The organism is Brachybacterium sp. NPDC056505 (assembly GCF_042794925.1).
Classification (GTDB): Bacteria; Actinomycetota; Actinomycetes; order Actinomycetales; family Dermabacteraceae; genus Brachybacterium; species Brachybacterium kimchii.
This window is the reverse complement of the sequence record NZ_JBHTSV010000003.1, coordinates 218,714-237,010: the sequence shown is the minus strand read 5'-3', so window position 1 is coordinate 237,010 and position 18,297 is coordinate 218,714. Positions and strand designations below refer to the sequence as shown.

Genomic DNA, 18,297 nt, shown 5'->3' with positions numbered 1-18,297 from the left:
CCCGCCCCCCGCGCCCGGGCGCGGGCGGCGCCGGCGCCCCCGCCGCGTGCCAACCCGGGGGCGCCCCCCCTTTTTGGGGGGGCCCCCCCCCCCCCCGGGGTCGGGGCCCCGCCGCGCTCATCTCTCTGCTCGGTGGCCGGTGTCCGGTGGCGGGTGTCCCGTTGCCCGTGGCGCAGGCACGAGGGCCGACGTCGCCGGGCGCGCGGTCAGCCGATGACGCGGACGCCCGCGCGCTCCTGCTCCTCCATGAAGCAGGCGCCGCACAGGGACTCGTAGCGCACCTCGGCGCGGTCCTCGATCTCGACCTGGTCGCCCGCGAACACCGGATGGCCGTCGACGGTGCGGCAGTTGAACTCCGCCTGCGAGCCGCAGCGGCACATCGTGGGCAGCTTCTCGAAGTTGTCGGCGAGCTCGAAGAGGCGGCGGCTGCCGGGGAACTCGCGGGTGGTGAAGTCCGTGCGCAGCCCGTAGCAGATGACGGAGATGCCGTCGGCCTTCGCGACCAGGAACAGCTGGTCGATCTGTGCGGGCGTGAGGAACTGGCACTCGTCCACGAGCACGCAGTGCAGGGGACGCAGGCCCTCGGCGTCCGCGGTCCCGGTGATCCGCGCGCGCAGATCGTCCGTGGGGGAGCACAGCACGTCGACCCGGCGCCGGGCGCCGCCGCGGGCGACCACCCAGTCCTCGCCCTTGGTGTCGATCGCGGGCTTCACGGTGAGCGTCGCGAGACCGCGCTCGGCGTAGTTGAAGGCGGTCTTGATGAGGGTGTCGGACTTCCCGGAGTTCATCGCTCCGTACTTGAAGTGCAGCTTGGACATGAGGTGGCGGCTCCGGGACGGTCGGGGAGAGGCGGGACGACGGGGCGGGTGCGTCAGAACGCGTCGAGGACGCTCGGGCGCGGACCGCGCAGCAGGGTATCGAGGAAGGCCTCCCCTGCGGCGTCGGCCTCTGCCTCCAGGCCCACCCGCCGGGCGTCGGCGAGACTGCGGCCGCCCGTGAGCAGGAGCGCGGCGGCATGCACGTCGAGGCGGGCCCGGGCCGTCGGAGCCCCGTGCCCGCCCGGCTGCAGGGCCGGCTCGCCCCCGGTGATCTCCTCGACGTGGACGCGGCCGTCCTGCGCGTGCACGTCCCAGCGCCCCTCCGCGCGACAGGCCGCCGCCGACGGCGTCCCATCCCGGACCTCCAGGCGCACGCTCCCCGTGAGCCCTGCCGGTGCGGGGCGGTCCGCGAGGGCGCGGGCGGTGTCCACGAGGCGCATCATCACCAGCGGCACGATGTCGGGCGTGGTGCGCAGTCCACCGCCGGGCAGCACATCGAGGATCGGGTCCTCGGTGCGCAGGCGGATGCGCGCCGCCGTGGTCACCGTCGACCACGTGCCCAGGTGCTGCAGGAGCGCCAGCAGATCGTCACGGTCCCGGCCGAGGATCTCGTGGACCTCGAGCCCCGCGCCGTCGGATCCCGGCTCGATCCGGGAGAAGGAGAGATACCCGCGATCCTCGCCCGCCTCGTCCTCCAGCAGCACGGCGCCCCACGGCGGGGACGGGAGCCCGGCGGGGAACAGCGGCGGCTCACGGCGCAGCATCGCGTTGTCCTCGGAGGTGAGCTCCGTGTACAGGCGTCGCAGCCGCGGCATGGTCGCCTCGGTGACGGGCACCAGGCGACGACCGGGCACGCTCCGCATCCGCTGCAGCTCCCCGAGCGGGACGACGATGCGCTCGGTCCGCGCGACGACCTGGTAGCCGTGGCGGCGGTAGATCGCGGGGTTCGAGGGGTAGAGCATCGAGAAGGCCATGCCCTCGGCGCCGCAGCGGGCGAGGACCCCCTCGAGCAGCTCTCCGAACAGCCCGCCGCCGCGGTGCGCGGGGTGCACGGCCAGGCCGCCGATCCCTCCGCACGACGTGATCCCGCCGCCCAGCGCGATCGTGTCGCGACGGATCCTGGCACCGGCGGCGAGCACGCCCTCCTGCCCGCCGGGGCGGGCGGTCGAGTCGATGCCCAGCGGGATCTCGCCCTCCGGGAAGGGCCCGGGGACCTCCTCGACGGAGCCGCCGCCGAAGGCCTGGGCGGTCAGCCGCCGGTAGGCGGGCCGGTCATCGCTGGTCAGCTCTCGCACGGGCATGCACAGGAGTCTAGAGGGGGCGGACCCAGCCGACGCACGGCCCGAGGGGCTTACAGTGAGGCGGTTCCCGGCATCGAGGGACGCGGGCCCGCACGGACCCGGCCGCGGCGGCCCATCAGCCATGGACCCGCCCCGCCGGCCGCGTCGGACCCCGACCGTCGGCCGGCCCCACGACGCCGCAGCACAGAAGGAGACATCGTGCCCCAGCGCTCCCGGCCTTCGACACGGCACTCGACCCTGCACCAGCGCGCCCCGCGCAAGCCGATCACGCGCTCCAACCAGGCGCGGGACGGGGCGAGGGACGATCTCACCCGACGGCTCAGCGCGGGCGCCCCGCTCAGCGAGCAGGAGCCGCAGCGCAGGATCCCCGTCGGCCTCTCGACGTCCTCCGTCTTCCCCCTCGGCGTGGAGGACTGCTTCCGCCTCGCCTCCCACATCGGCTACGACGGCGTCGAGGTCATGGTCTCGGTGGACAGGGCGAGCCGTGACGCGGCGCTACTGCGCGACTTCGCCCGCGAGTACGACCAGCCGATCCTCTCCCTGCACGCCCCCACGCTGTTCTTCCTGCAGTTCGTCTGGGGGAGGGACCCGTGGGTCAAGCTCGAGCGCACCGTGCAGATGGCGGTGGACGTGGACTGCCCGACCGTCGTCGCGCACCCGCCGTTCCGCTGGCAGGGCTCCTACGCCCGCGAGTTCGTCGAGGGCGTGAAGAACCTCGAGGCCGAGTACGGGATCGCGATCGCCGTGGAGAACATGTACCCGTGGCGCCTGGGCGTGCGCGAGGCCATGGTCTACCTGCCCGATCACGACCCGACCGACGAGGAGTACGACCACGTCACCGTGGACCTCTCCCATGCGGCGACCGCCGGGGACGACGCCCTGGCGATGGTGGACAGGCTCGGGGACCGCCTCGCCCATCTGCACCTGGCCGACGGCACCGGCCGCACCACCAAGGACGAGCACCTGCCTCCCGGCGAGGGCAACCAGCCCTGCGCCGAGGTGCTGCGGCGCCTGGCCAACCGCGGCTGGGAGGGATCGGTGCTGCTCGAGATCTCCACCCGCGGCGGCCACGGACGCCCCACGCACCGTGAGGACCTGCTGCGCCAGAGCCTGCTGTTCGCCCGCTACCACCTGGGCCACCACCTCGACGAGAGGCTCCTGCGCAGCGGGCGCGGGCACCTGGGGCCCGAGGCGGACGCCCCGCACCGGATGCAGGACCAGGACACCGCCGCCGCGGGCCCGGGGGCCGACGCATCGGGTGGGGGCTCGGGCGGCGACGGGCCGGGCTCCCGGCGCCCCTGATCCGGGCCCCGGGCCCCGGGCGACGACCGGGTGGCGTCGGACACGGCTCCCGAGCGGCCCCAGGATCAGGGTGGAAGAATGCCGCGAGCGCTCCCCGCGCGCCCCTGGGCGCGCAGGCGGCGCAGAGGGCGGCGCAGAGACTGCGACGAGACGACGACTGCGAAGGTGACCGGTGTGAGCGACAACTCGGGATTCGTGCATAGGAACACGGCGCTGCTGGCCGTCGAGGCCACCGAAGCCCAGGTCCCCGTGTCCTCCGACGAGATCGACGAGATGCTCGCGCCCGCGCGCCGCCGCCTGCGCCTTCCCCGCGGCGTCCTCCAGCGCGTCGCCGGCGTCCAGGAGCGCCGCTGGTGGCGCGACACCGAGTCCGGGTGGAAGCAGGGCATCGTGCTCGCCGCCGAGCGGGCGATGTCCAAGGCCGGCATCACGCGTGACCAGGTGGGCGTGCTGATCAACGCCTCCGTGTGCCGTCAGCACCTCGAGCCGGCGGTCTCCGCGTCCGTGCACGACGCCCTCGGGATGCCCCGCAGCTGCCTGAACTTCGACATCACCAATGCGTGCCTGGGCTTCGTCAACGCGATGACCGTCGCGGCCGGCATGATCGACTCCGGCCAGATCCAGTACGCGCTGATCGTCGGCGCCGAGGACGTCGAGCAGGTCCAGCGCGACACCATCGCCCGGCTGAACTCCAAGGGCGCCGTGCGCGCCGACTTCAACAACCAGTTCGCCGCGCTGACCCTCGGCTCGGGCGCCGCCGCCGCCGTGCTGGGCCGGGCCGACGAGCACCCCGAGGGGCACCGGGTGACGGTCACGCAGGCGCGCGCCGGCACCGAGCACCATGAGCTGTGCATCGGCGACATGGACGACATGCGCACCGACAGCGAGGGTCTGCTGGAGAACGGGATCGAGCTGATCCTGGACACCTGGAAGGACGCCAACGCGCAGGGCCTGGACTTCGGGAGCATCGAGCACGTGATCCCGCACCAGGTCTCCATGGTCTACACCCGGAACTTCTCGAAGATCACCGGGGTCGGCATGGAGCGCATCCCCATCACGTTCCCCGAATGGGGCAACGTCGCCGCCGAGGCGGTCCCGATGACCCTCGCCCACCACCAGGAGAACATCGCTCGCGGCGAGCGCGTGCTGCTGATGGGCGTCGGCTCCGGACTGAACACCGCGATGATGGAGGTCAAGTGGTGAGCATCGAGCGCCCCCGCGGCTCCCGGGCCGTGGCAGCCCCGGAGCTGCCCGGCGTGGATCCCCGCGCCCACCGGCTCGTCGAGGCCCGCGACCACACCGGCGAGCTGCGCTCCTGGCATCTCCTGGACTCCGCCCCGCTGCTGGCAGAGCGCGGCGTCGCCCCGCGCGGCACCCTGCTCGCCGTCCACGGCAACCCGACGTACTCGTTCCTGTACCGCTCGCTGATCCGCGAGGACATCCCCTGGCGCGTGATCGCGGTCGACCAGCTCGAGATGGGGTTCTCCGAGCGCACAGGGGAGACGAGGGGCCTGCAGGACCGCATCACGGACCTCTCGCTGCTCACCGACGCGCTCGGCGTGCGCGGGCCCGTGGTGACCGTCGGCCACGACTGGGGCGGCATCGTCTCGGTGGGCTGGGCGCTCGACAACCGCCACGACGTCGCCGGCATGATCCTCACCAACACAGGGATCCACCAGGAGCTCGGCGAGTCCCTGCCGAAGGCGCTGCAGCTCGCGACCGCCCCGGCGATGCTGCCGCTGAGCACCTCGGTCACCGACGCGTTCCTGCGCACCACGGTCGCCCTCTCCAGGCCCGCCCTGCCCCGGGAGGTGCAGGAGGCCTATCTCGCCCCCTACCGCGGCCGCTCGCGGCGCCTGGGCATCGAGCAGTTCGTCGCCGACATCCCCGCGAGCGCCAACCACCCCAGCCGTGCGACACTCGAGCGCCTCGCCGGGGGCATCACCGGCATGGACGTTCCCACGCTCATGGCCTGGGGTCCGCGCGACGTGACCTTCTCGGACCGCTACCTGCGCGACCTCATCGAACGCGTCCCCCATGCCGACGTCCACCGCTTCGAGGGCGCCTCCCACCTGGTGTGGGAGGACGCCGACGTCGCCGGCCTCGTCGCCACCTGGCTCCGGGACACTTTCGGCGACGCCGAGCACCCGCGCGATGCGGCCGGCGCGGGCGGGGCGCTGCGTCCCGTCTCGTCCTTCGCCGAGCAGGCCCCCGAGATCCACCTCGGCGAGGCCATCACGCGCCGCGCCCAGGACCCCGCGACCGCCGACCTGCCCGCCGTCGTCGAGCTCGGTCCGCGACCCGGCGAGAGCCGCCGGATCAGCTGGTCCCTGCTCTCCGAGCGCACCGAGGACCTGGCCGCCGGCATGCGCGCCCACGGGATCATGCCCGGGGACCGCGTGAGCGTGCTGGTCACGCCCGGTGCAGACCTCACCGCCGTGCTGTACGCCTGCCTGCGACTGGGCGCGGTCGCCGTGATCGCCGACGCGGGCCTGGGCACCGACGGGCTCACCCGCGCCGTGATCGGATCGCACCCGGACTGGATCATCGGCATCGAGAAGGCCCTCGTCGGCGCGCGTGCGCTCGGCTGGCCCGGCCGTCGCATCAGCGTCCCGCAGCTGCCCACTGTCGACCGCGCCGCCCTCGACGTCGAGACCTCCGTGGCCGAGCTCGCCGAGGAGGGCCGCCAGATGCGCGCCCTCGGCGCCGGCATCGACGCCCCCTGGCCGGACCAGGACGCCGACGCCGCCGTGCTGTTCACCTCCGGCTCCACGGGACCCGCCAAGGGCGCCGTGCTCACCCACCGGCAGATGGGCGCGATGTTCGCGGCCGTCGGCGACACCCTCGACCTCGAGGCCGATCGCGGCCTGGTCGCGGGCTTCGCACCGTTCGCGCTGCTGGGCCCCGCGCTCGGCGCGCCCTCGGTCGTCCCGGACATGGACATCACCCGCCCGGGCGATCTCACCGCTCCCGCCCTCGCGGCAGCGGTCGAGGCGCTCGGCGCCCCGGCCGTGTTCACCGCACCCGCTGCGCTGCGCAACATCATCGACACCGCCGACCAGCTCGACGAGACCGGGCGGGCCGCGCTCGCCCGCGTGCCCAGCTTCTTCTCCGCGGGCGCGCCGATCCCCGCCCCGCTGCTGCGCGAGCTGCGCGGCGTGATGCCCGGCGCCCGCGCGCTCACCCCCTACGGGATGACGGAGTGCCTCGCGGTCGCAGCCATCGACCTCGAGGGCATCGAGGCGGCGGGCGAGGGCCCCGGCGTGTGCGTCGGCACCGCCGTGCCCCGCGCCGAGATCGCGATCGCCGTCATGGACGGCGAGGGCGGGACCAGCGGCGAGATCACCACCGATCCCGATCGCACCGGCGAGATCCTCGTGCGCGCCCCGCACGTCCGCGACCGCTACCTGATGCTCTGGGGCACCACCGCCCGCGCGAGCCGCTTCGAGGGCTGGCACGCGACCGGCGACGTCGGCCACCTCGATGAGGCCGGCCGCCTCTGGGTCGAGGGCCGCACGGCGCACGTGCTCGCCACGGCCCAGGGCCTGGTCACGCCCGTGCGCGTCGAGTCCGCCGCGGAGTCGGTGCCCACCGTGCGCCGCGCAGGAGCCGCGGCCGTCGGCCCCCGCGGCACCCAGCAGGTCGTCGTGATCCTCGAGACCCAGGACGGCTACCGGCCCGGGAGGGCCCGCACGCCGCACCCGGCGGAGACCGCCCTGCAGGAGGCCGTGCGCCAGGCCGTGGCGCAGGCGACGGGCGTCGAGGTCGCGGCCGTGTTCACGACCGCGTCGCTGCCCACCGACATCCGCCACAACTCGAAGATCGACCGGGCAGCGCTCTCGGCATGGTCCGAGGCGACGCTCCAGGGGCGGAAGGCGCCCGCGCTGTGAGCCGCCGCGTCCTGGTCACCGGCGCCTCCGGCATGCTCGGCGGCGCCGTCGCGACCGCCCTGCGCGACCGCGGCGACGACGTCCGCGCCTTCCAGCGCCGACCCGCCGGACTGCCCGGCGTGCGGGACGTCCAGGGATCCCTCACCGACGCCGACGACGTGCGCCGCGCGGCCGAGGGCGTCGACGCGATCGTGCACCTCGCCGCGAAGGTCTCCTTCGCGGGCCCCGAGGAGGAGTTCCGGGCGGTCAACGTGGACGGCACCCGGCACGTCCTGGACGCGCTGCGCGCGCACGGCGGCGGGCGCCTGGTGAACATCTCCTCGCCCTCGGTCGCCCACCTCGGGACCTCCATCGTCGGCCTCGACGCGACGGCCGCCGACCCCGAGCGCGCCCGGGGCAGCTACGCCCGCACGAAGGCCGCCGCGGAGCTCGAGGCGATGGCGGCCGACGGCACGGACGACCTGCTGGTCACCTCGCTGCGCCCGCACATCGTGTGGGGCCCGGGGGACACGCAGCTCGTGGGGCGGATCGTCGACCGCGGGCGACGCGGCACCCTCCCGATCCTCGACGACGGCATGGCCCTCATCGACACCACCTACGTGGACAACGCCGCCTCGGCGATCGTCGCCGGCCTCGACGCCATCGAGGACGTGCACGGCGAGAGCTTCGTGATCACCAACGGCGAGCCGCGGACCGTGCGCGACGTCCTCGGCGGCTTCTGCGAGGCCGCGGGGGTGCCCCGGCCCAGCCGTCGGATCCCCGGCTCGCTCGCGCGGCTCGCCGGGCGCGTCGTCGAGAAGGTCTGGGAGGTCCGGCCCGGCGAGGACGAGCCGCCGATGACGGAGTTCCTTGCCGAGCAGATGTCCACCGCCCACTGGTTCGACCAGCGCCGCACCCGCGAGCGCTTGCGCTGGACCCCCGCGGTGAGCTTCGACGAGGGCCTCGAGCGCCTCTCGCGATGGTTCGCCGAGCACCCCGTCGTCGGCAGCGCCTGAGGAGGGCCCGATGAACGCACGATCCCGCTCCGAGAACACGCACCGCGGTGCGGAGCCGCACGACGACGAGGCCGCGCTGCGCGCCGAGGTCGAGGCCGAGCTCGCCGCCGAGCGCGCCTCCCGCCGCCGCGCCCCGGACCTGGTGGTGGGGATCGTGCTGCTGATCGGCGGAGCGCTCGGCTGGATCGCCGCGCTCGCGCTGTTCATGGACAAGATCTTCCTCAGCGCGAACCCCGACGCGCAGCTCGGCTGCGACATCAACCCCTTCATCTCGTGCGGCACCGTGATGATGACCTGGCAGGCGAGCGCGCTGGGCATCCCGAACATGGCGATCGGCCTGGGCGGCTTCGCGATCATGGGCGCGATCGGCTCCCTGCTGGTCTCCCGCGCCGCGGTGCCCCGCTGGTTCCGCTGGGCGACGCTCGGCGGGATGGTCTTCGCCTTCGCGATGGTCCACTTCCTCGCGATCTCCGCGATCTTCGTCATCCACGCCCTGTGCCCGTGGTGCCTGGTGGTCTGGCTCGTCACGGCGCCGATGTTCTTCGCCGTGCTCGCCCACACCGTCGAGACCGGCACGCTGGCGGTGCGCGGGGCCCTGGCCTCGCTGCTGCGCCGCTGGGTCGTGCTGACGCTGCTCTGGTACGCCCTGGTCGCCGTGGTCATCGCGATCGCGTTCTGGCCCCAGTGGATGGCGACCTTCGGCCTGAACTGAGGGCCCGGGACCCGGGAAGCGGCCCGCCGTTCCTCCCCAGTGCCCGGTTGTCCCCATCGGGGCATCCGACGCTGACCCGCGCCCCGCCGTGCACCTAGCCTCACCGGCATGTCGCACGCATCCCGCTCCGCCCGGCCCACCGGCCGGGCACGCTCCCGGACATCCCGCTCCCGGCGGCGCGGAGACTACTCGGCCCCTGCGCGCCCGCGGGCGGGGAGGCATCGGCGCAGGGATCAGGGTCGGCGGCGCGAGGACGACGGCACGCAGGACCGGACCACCCTGCAGGACTTCGGGTGGGAGTCCGAGGACGACCTCGTCGACGTCCGCGAGCATCGCGGCACCGAGCGCGCGCCCTGGTGGCAGAGGATCCCACGGCCCTCTCCGGCCGCTCTCGCAGGCATCGCCGTGCTCGTCCTCATCGCCGGCGCGTCCATCCACCTCATGGGCCGCGGCAGCGCGGTGGCCGGGTCCGTGCCGACGACGCCGGCCGCGTCGACCTCCGCAGCCTCCGCGTCCGCGTCCTCGGACCCGTCGTCCGCCGAGGGCGACGGCACTGGAGGTGAGGGGTCCGTCGGCGGGGCCGCGCCCCCTTCGGCATCGGCCACCGCCTCGCCGTCCGCGGATGGGTCCGGAGAAGCAGGCGGCCCCTCCGGCGGCGCGGGGGAGGACACGGTGGTCGTCTACGTCTCGGGCGCCGTCGAGGACCCCGGGGTGGTCGAGCTCCCGGCGGGCTCGCGCGTCGCGGACGCCCTCGAGGAGGCGGGCGGTCAGACGAAGACGGCGGACCTGACCTCCGTGAACCTCGCGCGCGTCCTGGTCGACGCCGAGCAGATCCAGGTCCCCGAGGAAGGGGAGGAGCCCGCAGGCGAGGCGGCGCCCGGGAGCACTGGGGAAGCGGGCACGTCCGGGAGTTCGGCCGACACGGGACAGAGCAGCGGCGGCGCGGCATCCGCCGACGGCTCCGAGGCGGGTGCCATCGACATCAACACGGCCGACGCCGACCAGCTCGACGAGCTCCCCGGAGTCGGCCCTGCCATCGCCCAGCGCATCATCGACCACAGGGAGCAGAACGGCCCCTTCGCGAGCGTCGACGACCTCGCCGAGGTCTCCGGCATCGGCCCGGCGACCCTCGAGAAGATCCGTCCGCAGGCGACGGTCTGAGCGTGCTCACCCGCGCCGACCTGCGGACGGTCCCCGCCGCGACCGTGCTCTGGACCCTCGCGGTGCTCGGCATCGCCTGCGGCATCAGGGCCGCACTCCTCCTGCTGCTCGCCCTCGCCGCGCTCACCCTGTGCATCGCCGCCTGCCTGCGCCGGCCCGGGGCGATCGCCGCCGTCGGCGCGCACCTCGTGCTCATCGGGCTCGGGGCCGCGCTGCTGGTCCCCGGCATCGACCGCCACGAGACCACGGTCCTCGCCCTCGAGGACGCGTCCACCACCGGTCGCATCGTCGAGCTCGAGGCGGTCGCGACCGGAGACAGCCAGGAGTCCTCGAGCACGTTCCCCGGCGCCGAGGACCGCCGCCAGGTGATGGTCCGCCTGCGTCCCGGACCTGCGCGGATCGGCTCCGACGTGTCGGCGCTGCCCGCCTCCATGCGCATGCTCGTCACCGGCGGGAAGGATCTCCTCGACCCCGTGCACGACCACGACGTGATCCGGGTGCGCGCCCGGGTCGCCCAGACCGACGGCATCGTCATCCTCGCCGCCGCACGTGTGGAGGTCCTCGAGGCGGCGCACGGCCCCGGACAGCACGTCCGCGAGGTCGCCCGCGATCTCACCGCGACGCTGCCGGACGACGAGGCGGCGCTCTCGCGCGGGATGACGACGGGCGACACCAGCGGCATGTCGACCGAGACCGAGGAGATCATGCGCCGGGCCGGCATCTCGCACCTCGTCGCGGTCTCCGGTGCGAACATCGCGCTCGTCCTCGGCGCCGTGCTCGTCCCGGCCCTGCTGCTCGGCGTCCCTCGACGACCCCGCGTCGCGGCCGCGGCGATCGCCGGCGCCGCGTACGTCGCCCTCGTCGGGGACGAGCCGTCGGTGCTGCGCGCGGCGACCATGGCCGCACCGCTGCTCGCCGCCCGCTTCATGGGCGTGCGCGCCTCCCCGGTCGCCTCGCTCGGGGCGGCGATCGCCCTGTGGTCCTGCCTCGACCCGGCGACCGCGGCCTCCGCCGGCTTCCTGCTCTCCGCCCTCGCGACCGCGGCGATCCTCGTGCTCGCCCCCGCCATGGCGAGCGCGGCCGTGAGCATGAGCGGGGAGAGGATCCGCCGCCCGTGGGCGCTCGTGATCGCCGTCCCCCTCGCCGCGCAGCTCGCGTGCACGCCCGTGCTCGTGCTGCTCACCCCCGAGGTATCGGTGTGGGCGGTGCCCGTCAACATGGCGGTTGCCCCAATCGTCGGCCCCGCCACGGTGATCGGGATGATCGCGACCCTCATCGGCCCCGTCGCCCCTGCTCTGGCGACCCCGCTGTGGCACCTCACCGCCGGCGGTGCGCACCTGGTCATCCTCGTGGCGCGCACGGCCGATGCCCTGCCGGGCTCCCGCATCGCCGTGCCCGAGGGGGCGTGGGGAGCGGTGCTCGCCCTGCTCGCGATCGCGCTCGTCGTCGCCGGGGTGCTGGGCCACCGTTCGCGGATCGTCCGGTTCGTCCTCGCGGCGGTGCTCGTCGCCGTGCTCGCCCCGCCGCTCGCCCAGCGCCTTCCGGTCCCCGGCGTCGGGGCCGACGACTGGCGCGTCGCCGCCTGCGCCGTCGGCCAGGGCGACGCGGTCCTGCTGCGCGAACGGCCCGGGGACGCGGGCTCCTCCGAGGACAGCACGGGCAGCGCCGAGCCCGCGACCGTGCTCGTGGACACCGGACCCAACCCCGATGCCCTGCGCTCATGCCTCGACCGACTGCACGTCACCCGCATCGATCTGCTCGTCCTCACGCATCCCCACGCCGACCACGTGGGCGGGATCGACGCCCTCACGGGGGAGCGGACACCGAGGGCGCAGTGGGTGTGCCCTCTGCCCGAGGCGACGGCGAAGACGGTCCCCGACGTGCCGATCACCGCCGTCACCACCGGAACGGCCCAGGCAGAGGGCACCCTGGGCCTCGACGTCCTGTGGCCGCCGTCGGCCGACGGCGCCCGCCAGGCATCCCATCTCGAGACCGGGGGCGAGGGGGACGACTTCAACGACTGCTCGGTCGTCGTGCGCGCCACGTGGCCGGACGGCGTGAGCTACGTGGGACTCGGGGACCTCGAGCCCGTCGGCCAAGCGCGCCTGCTCGCCGCACGGCCCGCCCCGGCGACCATCGTGAAGACCGCCCATCACGGCTCCAAGCGACAGACCACCGGGCTCTACGACGCCCTGTCACCCCAGCTCATGCTGTTCACCGTGGGCAAGGACAACACCTTCGGCCATCCCTCGCCGCAGACCCTCTCGATCGCCGAGAGACTCGGGGCGCGCTCCGCCCGCACGGACGTCGACGGCACCGTCCTGCTCCCCGCCGAGGACCCGCTGAGCCCCCGGGCCGTCGGCCCGGCCGGATAGGATCGAGCGGGCCTCCCGGCCCGCGCCCGGAGCGGCTCCCCGCGCATCCGTCGCGGCGTGTCCGCCGCCTCCAGCGCCCCCGAAGCCACCCACCATCCGACCCGCCGACCCCGAAGGAGCTGCCGATGGCCGACGTCGCCTGGCACAGCGTCGACCTCGCGCCCGTGGTGCTCGTCCACGGGACGGAGCCGCTGATCGCCGCGCGCGCCCTCGAGCGGCTGAAGGCCCTCGCGCGCGAGAGGGATCCGGAGGTCGCGATCCACGAGATCGGCGGCGAGAGTGCCGTCGCCGGCGCACTCGCCCAGGTCACGAGCCCGTCCCTGTTCGGCGAGGGCCGTTTCGTCCTCGTGCCCGACCTGCAGTCCGCGCCCGAGTCGCTCGTCAACGAGGTCAGCAGCTACATCCGGTCCCCGGAGGACGACGTCACCCTGGTGCTCGTCCACCGCGGCGGGAACCGCGGCAAGAAGCTCCTGGACGCCCTGAAGAAGGCCGGGGTCCAGCGCGTCGCGGCCGATCCGCTCAAGCGCGCCGGCGACAAGCAGACCTTCGTCACCGCCGAGTTCACCCGCGCCGGACGCCGCATCCAGCCCGACGCCGCGGCCGCGCTCGTCGACGCCTTCGGCACCGACCTCTCGGAGCTCGCCGCCATCAGCCGTCAGCTCATCGAGGACACCACCCCGGAGGGCGGCGAGCAGGCGGCGCCCGTCACCCTCGAGCACGTGCGCGGGGTGACGGCCGGGCGCGTGGAGACCACAGCCTTCGCCGTCGCCGATGCCACCATCGCCGGACGCGAGGCCGAGGCCCTCGTGCTGCTGCAGCAGGCCCGCCTGGCCGGCGCGGACCCGGTGCCGCTCGTGGCCGCGATGGCCTCGAAGATGCGCGGCCTCACGAAGGTCTCCACGCCCGGCGCCTCCGCACGCAGCCTCGGCATGCCCGAGTGGATGGTCAAGAACCTCTCCCGCGACGCGCGCGGGTGGAGCGACCGCTCGCTCGCCCGCGCACTGAACGCCGTCGCCCAGGCGGATCACGAGGTCAAGGGCGCGGGCCGGGACCCGCAGTGGTCCGTGCAGCGCATGATCATCGAGATCTCGCGCGCCCGACGCACCCGCTGACCCCGCCCCGCATGCACGAGGGCCCCGCACCGAACGGTGCGGGGCCCTCGTGGAAGGCGTGGAGCCGTCTCAGGCGGCGACGCCGGCGACGAGCTTCGCGAGACCGGACTTGCGGTTCGCGGCCTGGTTCTTGTGGATGACACCCTTCGAGGCGGCCTTGTCGAGCTTGCGCCCGGCGACCTGCAGGGCCGACTGCGCGGCATCCGCGTCGCCCGCGGCGACGGCGGTGCGCACCTTGCGCACGTAGGTCTTCAGCTCGCTCTTGTACGCACGGTTGCGCAGACGGGCCTTCTCGTTGGTCTTGTTGCGCTTGATCTGCGACTTGATGTTTGCCACGGGACTCTTCTCTTGCTCTGGGATGTGGTGGAACGTCCGCAGCTGCAGAGGAACGGCCACGACGGGGACGGGCGGTGGGGATCGCCTGGAGACGTCGGTGCCGGGTCGCTGCCGCGGTCACGCACCCGAGACGCTCACTCCGATCGGCCCTGACACGGCGGGCGACCGGGTGTGCGCACACCGGGCGGTATGTCACACATACAGCAGACGAGGTTACCAGCAGCCGGCCCGGAATCCCGCGACCATGTGACGTGTCGCGCCCAGGTCGCGCAGGGCCCTCGGTCAGGCAGACCAGCCGTGCACCCGGCGGGCCTCGGCGACGACCGCGTCGAACCGCTCGCGGTCCACGCGCGCGCCCTCCCGGCGCACCGCGGAGGCGGGGATCCTCAGGAGACGGTCCACCCTCACCTCGGAGGGGCGGTGCTGGGAGTCCCACGACCCGGTGCCGATGTCGACCCAGGTCGCGCCGCGGGTGTCGGTGTGGGTGCCCTGTCCGCGATCGCGCGAGGTGAGCATGAGGGCGACGACCGCCTGCCCCGAGCCGTCGGCGCCGCCCACCGACGCGTCCTCGAGGGCGAGGACGAGCGCGGGGCGGTCCTTGCCCTGATGGACGTCCTCCTCGAAATGGACCCACGCCCAGACGATCTCGCCGGGATCGGCGTCCCCGTCGGCGCTCGGCGCATAGGTGATGGCCGGGGCGGGGGAGGAGGAGCGGTCGCGCAGCACCGCGTGCTCGCCGGTGGAGCCGTCCGCCCGATCGCGGCTGCGCCCGTGTGGGCTGTGCCCGCCCTCGCGGGACCCGTTCCCCTCGCCGCTGCGCAGCGCGTCCGCGGCGCTGCGTCCGAGCTCGCGCGCGGCCCGGCGCACCGTGCGGGAGCGGGCGGCGCGGGTGAGGATCGAGCCGAGTCGGGAGCCGAGGGACATGCGTGTCCTCCTGTGCGGTCGGTGCGAAGGCGTGCGGATCGCGCCCATCGTAGACAGCCTCCCGGTGGCGGACGGCGGGGAGCGCGGTCGTCGTCGCCGCCTCACGCACGACGGGGGACCCGGGTGATGTGCGCCCCCAAGCGGCCCCGCCGCCTCGCGATCAGCGCCCGCCATGAGACCATGGCTGGTGCTGCCAGCGCGCGCCCCGGGATGTGCCCGTCGGCGCCACGATGAGAGGACAGATGCCGGTGACCCCGAGGATCCCCGCCGATGCCGCGAGCGACATCCAGCCCGCCTCGACGCCCTCGGAGCGCATCCGGAACTTCTGCATCATCGCCCACATCGACCATGGCAAGTCGACGCTGGCCGACCGCATGCTCCAGCTCACCGGCGTGGTCGACGAACGGGCGATGCGCGCCCAGTACCTCGACCGGATGGACATCGAGCGCGAGCGCGGCATCACCGTGAAGAGCCAGGCCGTGCGCATGCCCTGGCAGGTCGACGGGACGAACTTCGCGCTGAACATGATCGACACCCCCGGGCACGTCGACTTCACCTACGAGGTCTCCCGCTCGCTCGCCGCCTGCGAGGGCGCGATCCTGCTGGTCGACGCCGCCCAGGGCATCGAGGCGCAGACCCTCGCGAACCTCTACCTGGCGATGGAGAACGACCTCACCATCATCCCGGTGCTCAACAAGATCGATCTCCCCGGCGCCGAGCCCGAGAAGTACGCGGCCGAGATCGGCCAGCTCGTCGGCGTCGATCCCGACGAGGTGCTGCGCGTCTCGGGGAAGACCGGGGTGGGCGTGCCCGAGCTGCTCGACCACGTGGTGCGCACCCTGCCCGCCCCGACGGGCGACGCCGACGGCCCCTGCCGCGCGATGATCTTCGACTCCGTGTACGACACCTACCGGGGCGTCGTCACCTACGTGCGCGTCTTCGACGGCCGGCTCTCGGCCCGCGAGCGCATCGAGATGCTCTCCACGCGCGCCGAGCACGACCTGCTCGAGCTCGGTGTGATCTCCCCGGAGCCGATCCCCACCAAGGGCCTGGGCCCGGGCGAGGTCGGCTACCTCATCACCGGCGTGAAGGACGTGCGCCAGTCGAAGGTCGGCGACACCGTCACCTCCGCGCGCCGCGGCGCCACCGAGCCCCTCGCGGGCTATTCGGATCCCAAGCCGATGGTGTTCTCGGGCCTGTTCCCGATCGACGGCTCGGACTACCCCAACCTGCGCGACGCGCTGGACAAGCTCAAGCTCAACGACGCGGCCCTGAACTACGAGCCGGAGACGTCCACGGCCCTGGGCTTCGGCTTCCGCGTGGGCTTCCTGGGGCTGCTGCACCTCGAGATCATCCGCGAGCGCCTCGAGCGCGAGTTCGACCTCGACCTCATCGCCACCGCTCCGAGCGTGATCTACCACGTGACCATGGAGGACGGCACCGAGGTCGACGTGCTCAACCCCTCGGACTTCCCCGAGGGCAAGGTGCGCGAGATCCGCGAACCGATCACGCGGGCCACGCTGCTGGCCCCGAGCGAGTTCATCGGCGCGATCATGGACCTGTGCCAGTCCAAGCGCGGCAGCCTGCTGGGCATGGACTACCTCTCGGAGGATCGCGTCGAGCTGCGCTACACGCTGCCGCTCGCGGAGATCGTCTTCGACTTCTTCGACCAGCTGAAGTCCCGCACCAAGGGCTACGCCTCCCTCGACTACGACGTCGAGGGGGAGCAGGCGGCCGACCTCGTGAAAGTCGACATGCTGCTGCAGGGCGAGCCGGTCGACGCCTTCAGCGCCGTCGTGCACCGCGAGCAGGCCTACCACTACGGCGTCGAGATGGCCGGCAAGCTCAAGAACCTCATCCCTCGCCAGCAGTTCGAGGTGCCGATCCAGGCCGCCATCGGCTCCCGCATCATCGCCCGCGAGAACATCCGTGCCATGCGCAAGGACGTGCTGTCCAAGTGCTACGGCGGCGACATCTCGCGCAAGCGCAAGCTGCTGGAGAAGCAGAAGGAGGGCAAGAAGCGCATGAAGAACATCGGCTCCGTCGAGGTGCCGCAGGAGGCCTTTATCGCCGCGCTCTCCTCGGACGGCGGCGGCGACAGCGGCAGCAAGGACGCGAAGAAGAAGTGAGCGCGGTCTCCGCTGTCCCTTCATCGGTTTCCACGCCGTACGGCGTCGGAGACCTCTCGGTCTACATCCACGTGCCGTTCTGCGCGGTGCGCTGCGGATACTGCGACTTCAACACCTACACCGCGACCGAGCTGGGCGGCGGCGGGTCCCAGCGCGAGTACCCCGCCAACGCCATGCGCGAGATGGATCTGACCCTCGCGGACGACGCGGCCCACGGCATCGACTACGACCGGGTCTCCACGGTGTTCTTCGGCGGCGGCACGCCCACCCTGCTGCCCGCCGACGATCTCGTCGCGATGCTCTCCCATCTGCGCTCCCTCGTGCCCTTCGCGCCGGACGTCGAGGTCACGACCGAGGCGAACCCGGACTCGGTCACGCCCGAGTCGCTGCGCACCCTCGTCGAGGGCGGCATCACCCGTGTCTCCTTCGGCATGCAGTCCGCGGTGCGCAGCGTGCTCGCGACGCTCGACCGCACGCATGATCCCGAGCGGGTCCCGCAGGCCGTCGCCTGGGCGAAGGAGGCGGGGCTCTCGGTGAGCCTCGATCTGATCTACGGGACGCCGGGGGAGACCGTCGCCGACGTCGAGACGTCGGTGCGCGCGGCCCTGGCCTGCGACGTCGACCATCTCTCCGCCTACTCGCTGATCATCGAGGGGAACACGGCGATGGCCCGTCGGCTGCGCCACGGCGAGATCTCCGAGCCCGATCCTGACGACATGGCCGACAAGTACGAGCTCATCGACGACCTCACCAGGGCGCACGGTCTGCAGTGGTACGAGGTCTCGAACTTCGCGCGCACCACCGCCGAGCGCTGCCGGCACAACCTCGCCTACTGGCGCGGTGCGGACTGGTGGGGGATCGGCCCCGGTGCGCACCGGCATCGCCGCGGCATGCGGGCCTGGAACGTGAAGCACCCCAGCCGCTACGCGGGGCTCCTGGCCCAGGGTGTCCTTCCCGTCCAGGAGTCCGAGCAGCTGAGCGAGCAGGATCGCCTCCTGGAGCGGATCATGCTCGAGCTGCGCATCGCAGACGGGCTTCCCGTCCAGGAGGTCCCCGCGCAGACCCGCGGGATGCTCGCCGTCCACCGCGATCGCGGTCACCTCGATCCGGACGCCCTCGTCGAGGGCCGGGCGGTGCTCACGCGCGAGGGCCGCCTGCTGGCCGACGCCGTCATCCGCGACCTCGTGCCCTGACGTCAAGGGCCTCCGGCGCCGCGTCCTCCGGGTGGATGCACGGGATCCC

14 protein-coding genes are annotated in these 18,297 nt (G+C 73.5%); 10 read left to right on the top strand and 4 right to left on the bottom strand.

Features of this window, described 5'->3' with window-relative positions; all coding sequences use genetic code 11:
• Positions 1 to 206 precede the first annotated feature (206 nt).
• A complete protein-coding gene (locus tag ACFQ53_RS04020; protein WP_377855639.1) occupies positions 207 to 818 on the bottom strand; it encodes a thymidine kinase in 612 nt (203 codons plus the stop codon).
• A gap of 53 nt (positions 819 to 871) precedes the next feature.
• A complete protein-coding gene (gene eis / locus ACFQ53_RS04015; protein WP_377855636.1) occupies positions 872 to 2,119 on the bottom strand; it encodes an enhanced intracellular survival protein Eis in 1,248 nt (415 codons plus the stop codon).
• Between the two features lie 198 nt (positions 2,120 to 2,317).
• On the opposite strand from eis, the gene ACFQ53_RS04010 reads away from it, so the two are divergent.
• The 8 genes from ACFQ53_RS04010 (at position 2,318) to holA (ending at position 13,666) form a co-directional block, all read left to right on the top strand.
• On the top strand, positions 2,318 to 3,421 hold the full coding sequence (locus ACFQ53_RS04010; protein WP_249479637.1) for a sugar phosphate isomerase/epimerase: 1,104 nt from the start codon (positions 2,318 to 2,320) through the stop codon (positions 3,419 to 3,421).
• Positions 3,422 to 3,595: 174 nt separating this feature from the next.
• The gene (locus tag ACFQ53_RS04005) at positions 3,596 to 4,624 is read left to right on the top strand and encodes a 3-oxoacyl-ACP synthase III (RefSeq protein WP_377855631.1); all 1,029 of its coding nucleotides are present in this window, start codon (positions 3,596 to 3,598) and stop codon (positions 4,622 to 4,624) included.
• On the top strand, positions 4,621 to 7,311 hold the full coding sequence (locus tag ACFQ53_RS04000; RefSeq protein ID WP_377855627.1) for an alpha/beta fold hydrolase: 2,691 nt from the start codon (positions 4,621 to 4,623) through the stop codon (positions 7,309 to 7,311). Before ACFQ53_RS04005 ends, ACFQ53_RS04000 begins: the two co-directional genes overlap by 4 nt.
• Positions 7,266 to 8,306: an NAD-dependent epimerase/dehydratase family protein gene (locus ACFQ53_RS03995; RefSeq protein ID WP_377855624.1), complete on the top strand. Its 1,041-nt coding sequence runs from the start codon at positions 7,266 to 7,268 to the stop codon at positions 8,304 to 8,306. Before ACFQ53_RS04000 ends, ACFQ53_RS03995 begins: the two co-directional genes overlap by 46 nt.
• A 10-nt stretch (positions 8,307 to 8,316) precedes the next feature.
• Positions 8,317 to 9,018: a vitamin K epoxide reductase family protein gene (locus ACFQ53_RS03990; protein WP_377855621.1), complete on the top strand. Its 702-nt coding sequence runs from the start codon at positions 8,317 to 8,319 to the stop codon at positions 9,016 to 9,018.
• Positions 9,019 to 9,126: 108 nt separating this feature from the next.
• Complete coding sequence (locus ACFQ53_RS03985) at positions 9,127 to 10,179, top strand: helix-hairpin-helix domain-containing protein (RefSeq protein ID WP_377855619.1); 1,053 nt, start codon at positions 9,127 to 9,129, stop codon at positions 10,177 to 10,179.
• Between the two features lie 2 nt (positions 10,180 to 10,181).
• Positions 10,182 to 12,554: a ComEC/Rec2 family competence protein gene (locus tag ACFQ53_RS03980; RefSeq protein WP_377855616.1), complete on the top strand. Its 2,373-nt coding sequence runs from the start codon at positions 10,182 to 10,184 to the stop codon at positions 12,552 to 12,554.
• 125 nt (positions 12,555 to 12,679) lie between these two features.
• Complete coding sequence (gene holA / locus ACFQ53_RS03975) at positions 12,680 to 13,666, top strand: DNA polymerase III subunit delta (protein WP_377855613.1); 987 nt, start codon at positions 12,680 to 12,682, stop codon at positions 13,664 to 13,666.
• 69 nt (positions 13,667 to 13,735) lie between these two features.
• On the opposite strand, the gene rpsT is transcribed toward holA, so the two are convergent.
• Positions 13,736 to 14,002 (bottom strand): 30S ribosomal protein S20, encoded by a 267-nt coding sequence (rpsT, locus tag ACFQ53_RS03970; RefSeq protein WP_152352848.1) that lies wholly within the window; start codon positions 14,000 to 14,002, stop codon positions 13,736 to 13,738.
• Positions 14,003 to 14,284: 282 nt separating this feature from the next.
• Positions 14,285 to 14,926 (bottom strand): type II toxin-antitoxin system PemK/MazF family toxin, encoded by a 642-nt coding sequence (locus ACFQ53_RS03965; protein ID WP_377855608.1) that lies wholly within the window; start codon positions 14,924 to 14,926, stop codon positions 14,285 to 14,287.
• A gap of 242 nt (positions 14,927 to 15,168) precedes the next feature.
• Here ACFQ53_RS03965 and lepA point away from each other — a divergent pair, with 242 nt between their 5' ends.
• Both lepA and hemW read left to right on the top strand, forming a co-directional pair.
• The gene (gene lepA / locus ACFQ53_RS03960) at positions 15,169 to 17,055 is read left to right on the top strand and encodes a translation elongation factor 4 (RefSeq protein ID WP_152352850.1); all 1,887 of its coding nucleotides are present in this window, start codon (positions 15,169 to 15,171) and stop codon (positions 17,053 to 17,055) included.
• Positions 17,052 to 18,248 (top strand): radical SAM family heme chaperone HemW, encoded by a 1,197-nt coding sequence (hemW, locus tag ACFQ53_RS03955; protein WP_377855603.1) that lies wholly within the window; start codon positions 17,052 to 17,054, stop codon positions 18,246 to 18,248. Before lepA ends, hemW begins: the two co-directional genes overlap by 4 nt.
• The last annotated feature ends 49 nt before the right edge of the window (positions 18,249 to 18,297 follow it).

Bases quoted from the DNA above. Each gene is read 5' to 3' on its own strand.
- ACFQ53_RS04020 (WP_377855639.1), bottom strand. From the start codon at position 818: ATGTCCAAGCTGCACTTCAAGTACGGAGCGATGAACTCCGGGAAGTCC.
- eis (WP_377855636.1), bottom strand. From the start codon at position 2,119: ATGCCCGTGCGAGAGCTGACCAGCGATGACCGGCCCGCCTACCGGCGG.
- ACFQ53_RS03995 (WP_377855624.1), top strand. From the start codon at position 7,266: ATGGTCCGAGGCGACGCTCCAGGGGCGGAAGGCGCCCGCGCTGTGAGC.
- ACFQ53_RS03990 (WP_377855621.1), top strand. From the start codon at position 8,317: ATGAACGCACGATCCCGCTCCGAGAACACGCACCGCGGTGCGGAGCCG.
- ACFQ53_RS03985 (WP_377855619.1), top strand. From the start codon at position 9,127: ATGTCGCACGCATCCCGCTCCGCCCGGCCCACCGGCCGGGCACGCTCC.
- holA (WP_377855613.1), top strand. From the start codon at position 12,680: ATGGCCGACGTCGCCTGGCACAGCGTCGACCTCGCGCCCGTGGTGCTC.
- ACFQ53_RS03965 (WP_377855608.1), bottom strand. From the start codon at position 14,926: ATGTCCCTCGGCTCCCGACTCGGCTCGATCCTCACCCGCGCCGCCCGC.
- lepA (WP_152352850.1), top strand. From the start codon at position 15,169: ATGCCGGTGACCCCGAGGATCCCCGCCGATGCCGCGAGCGACATCCAG.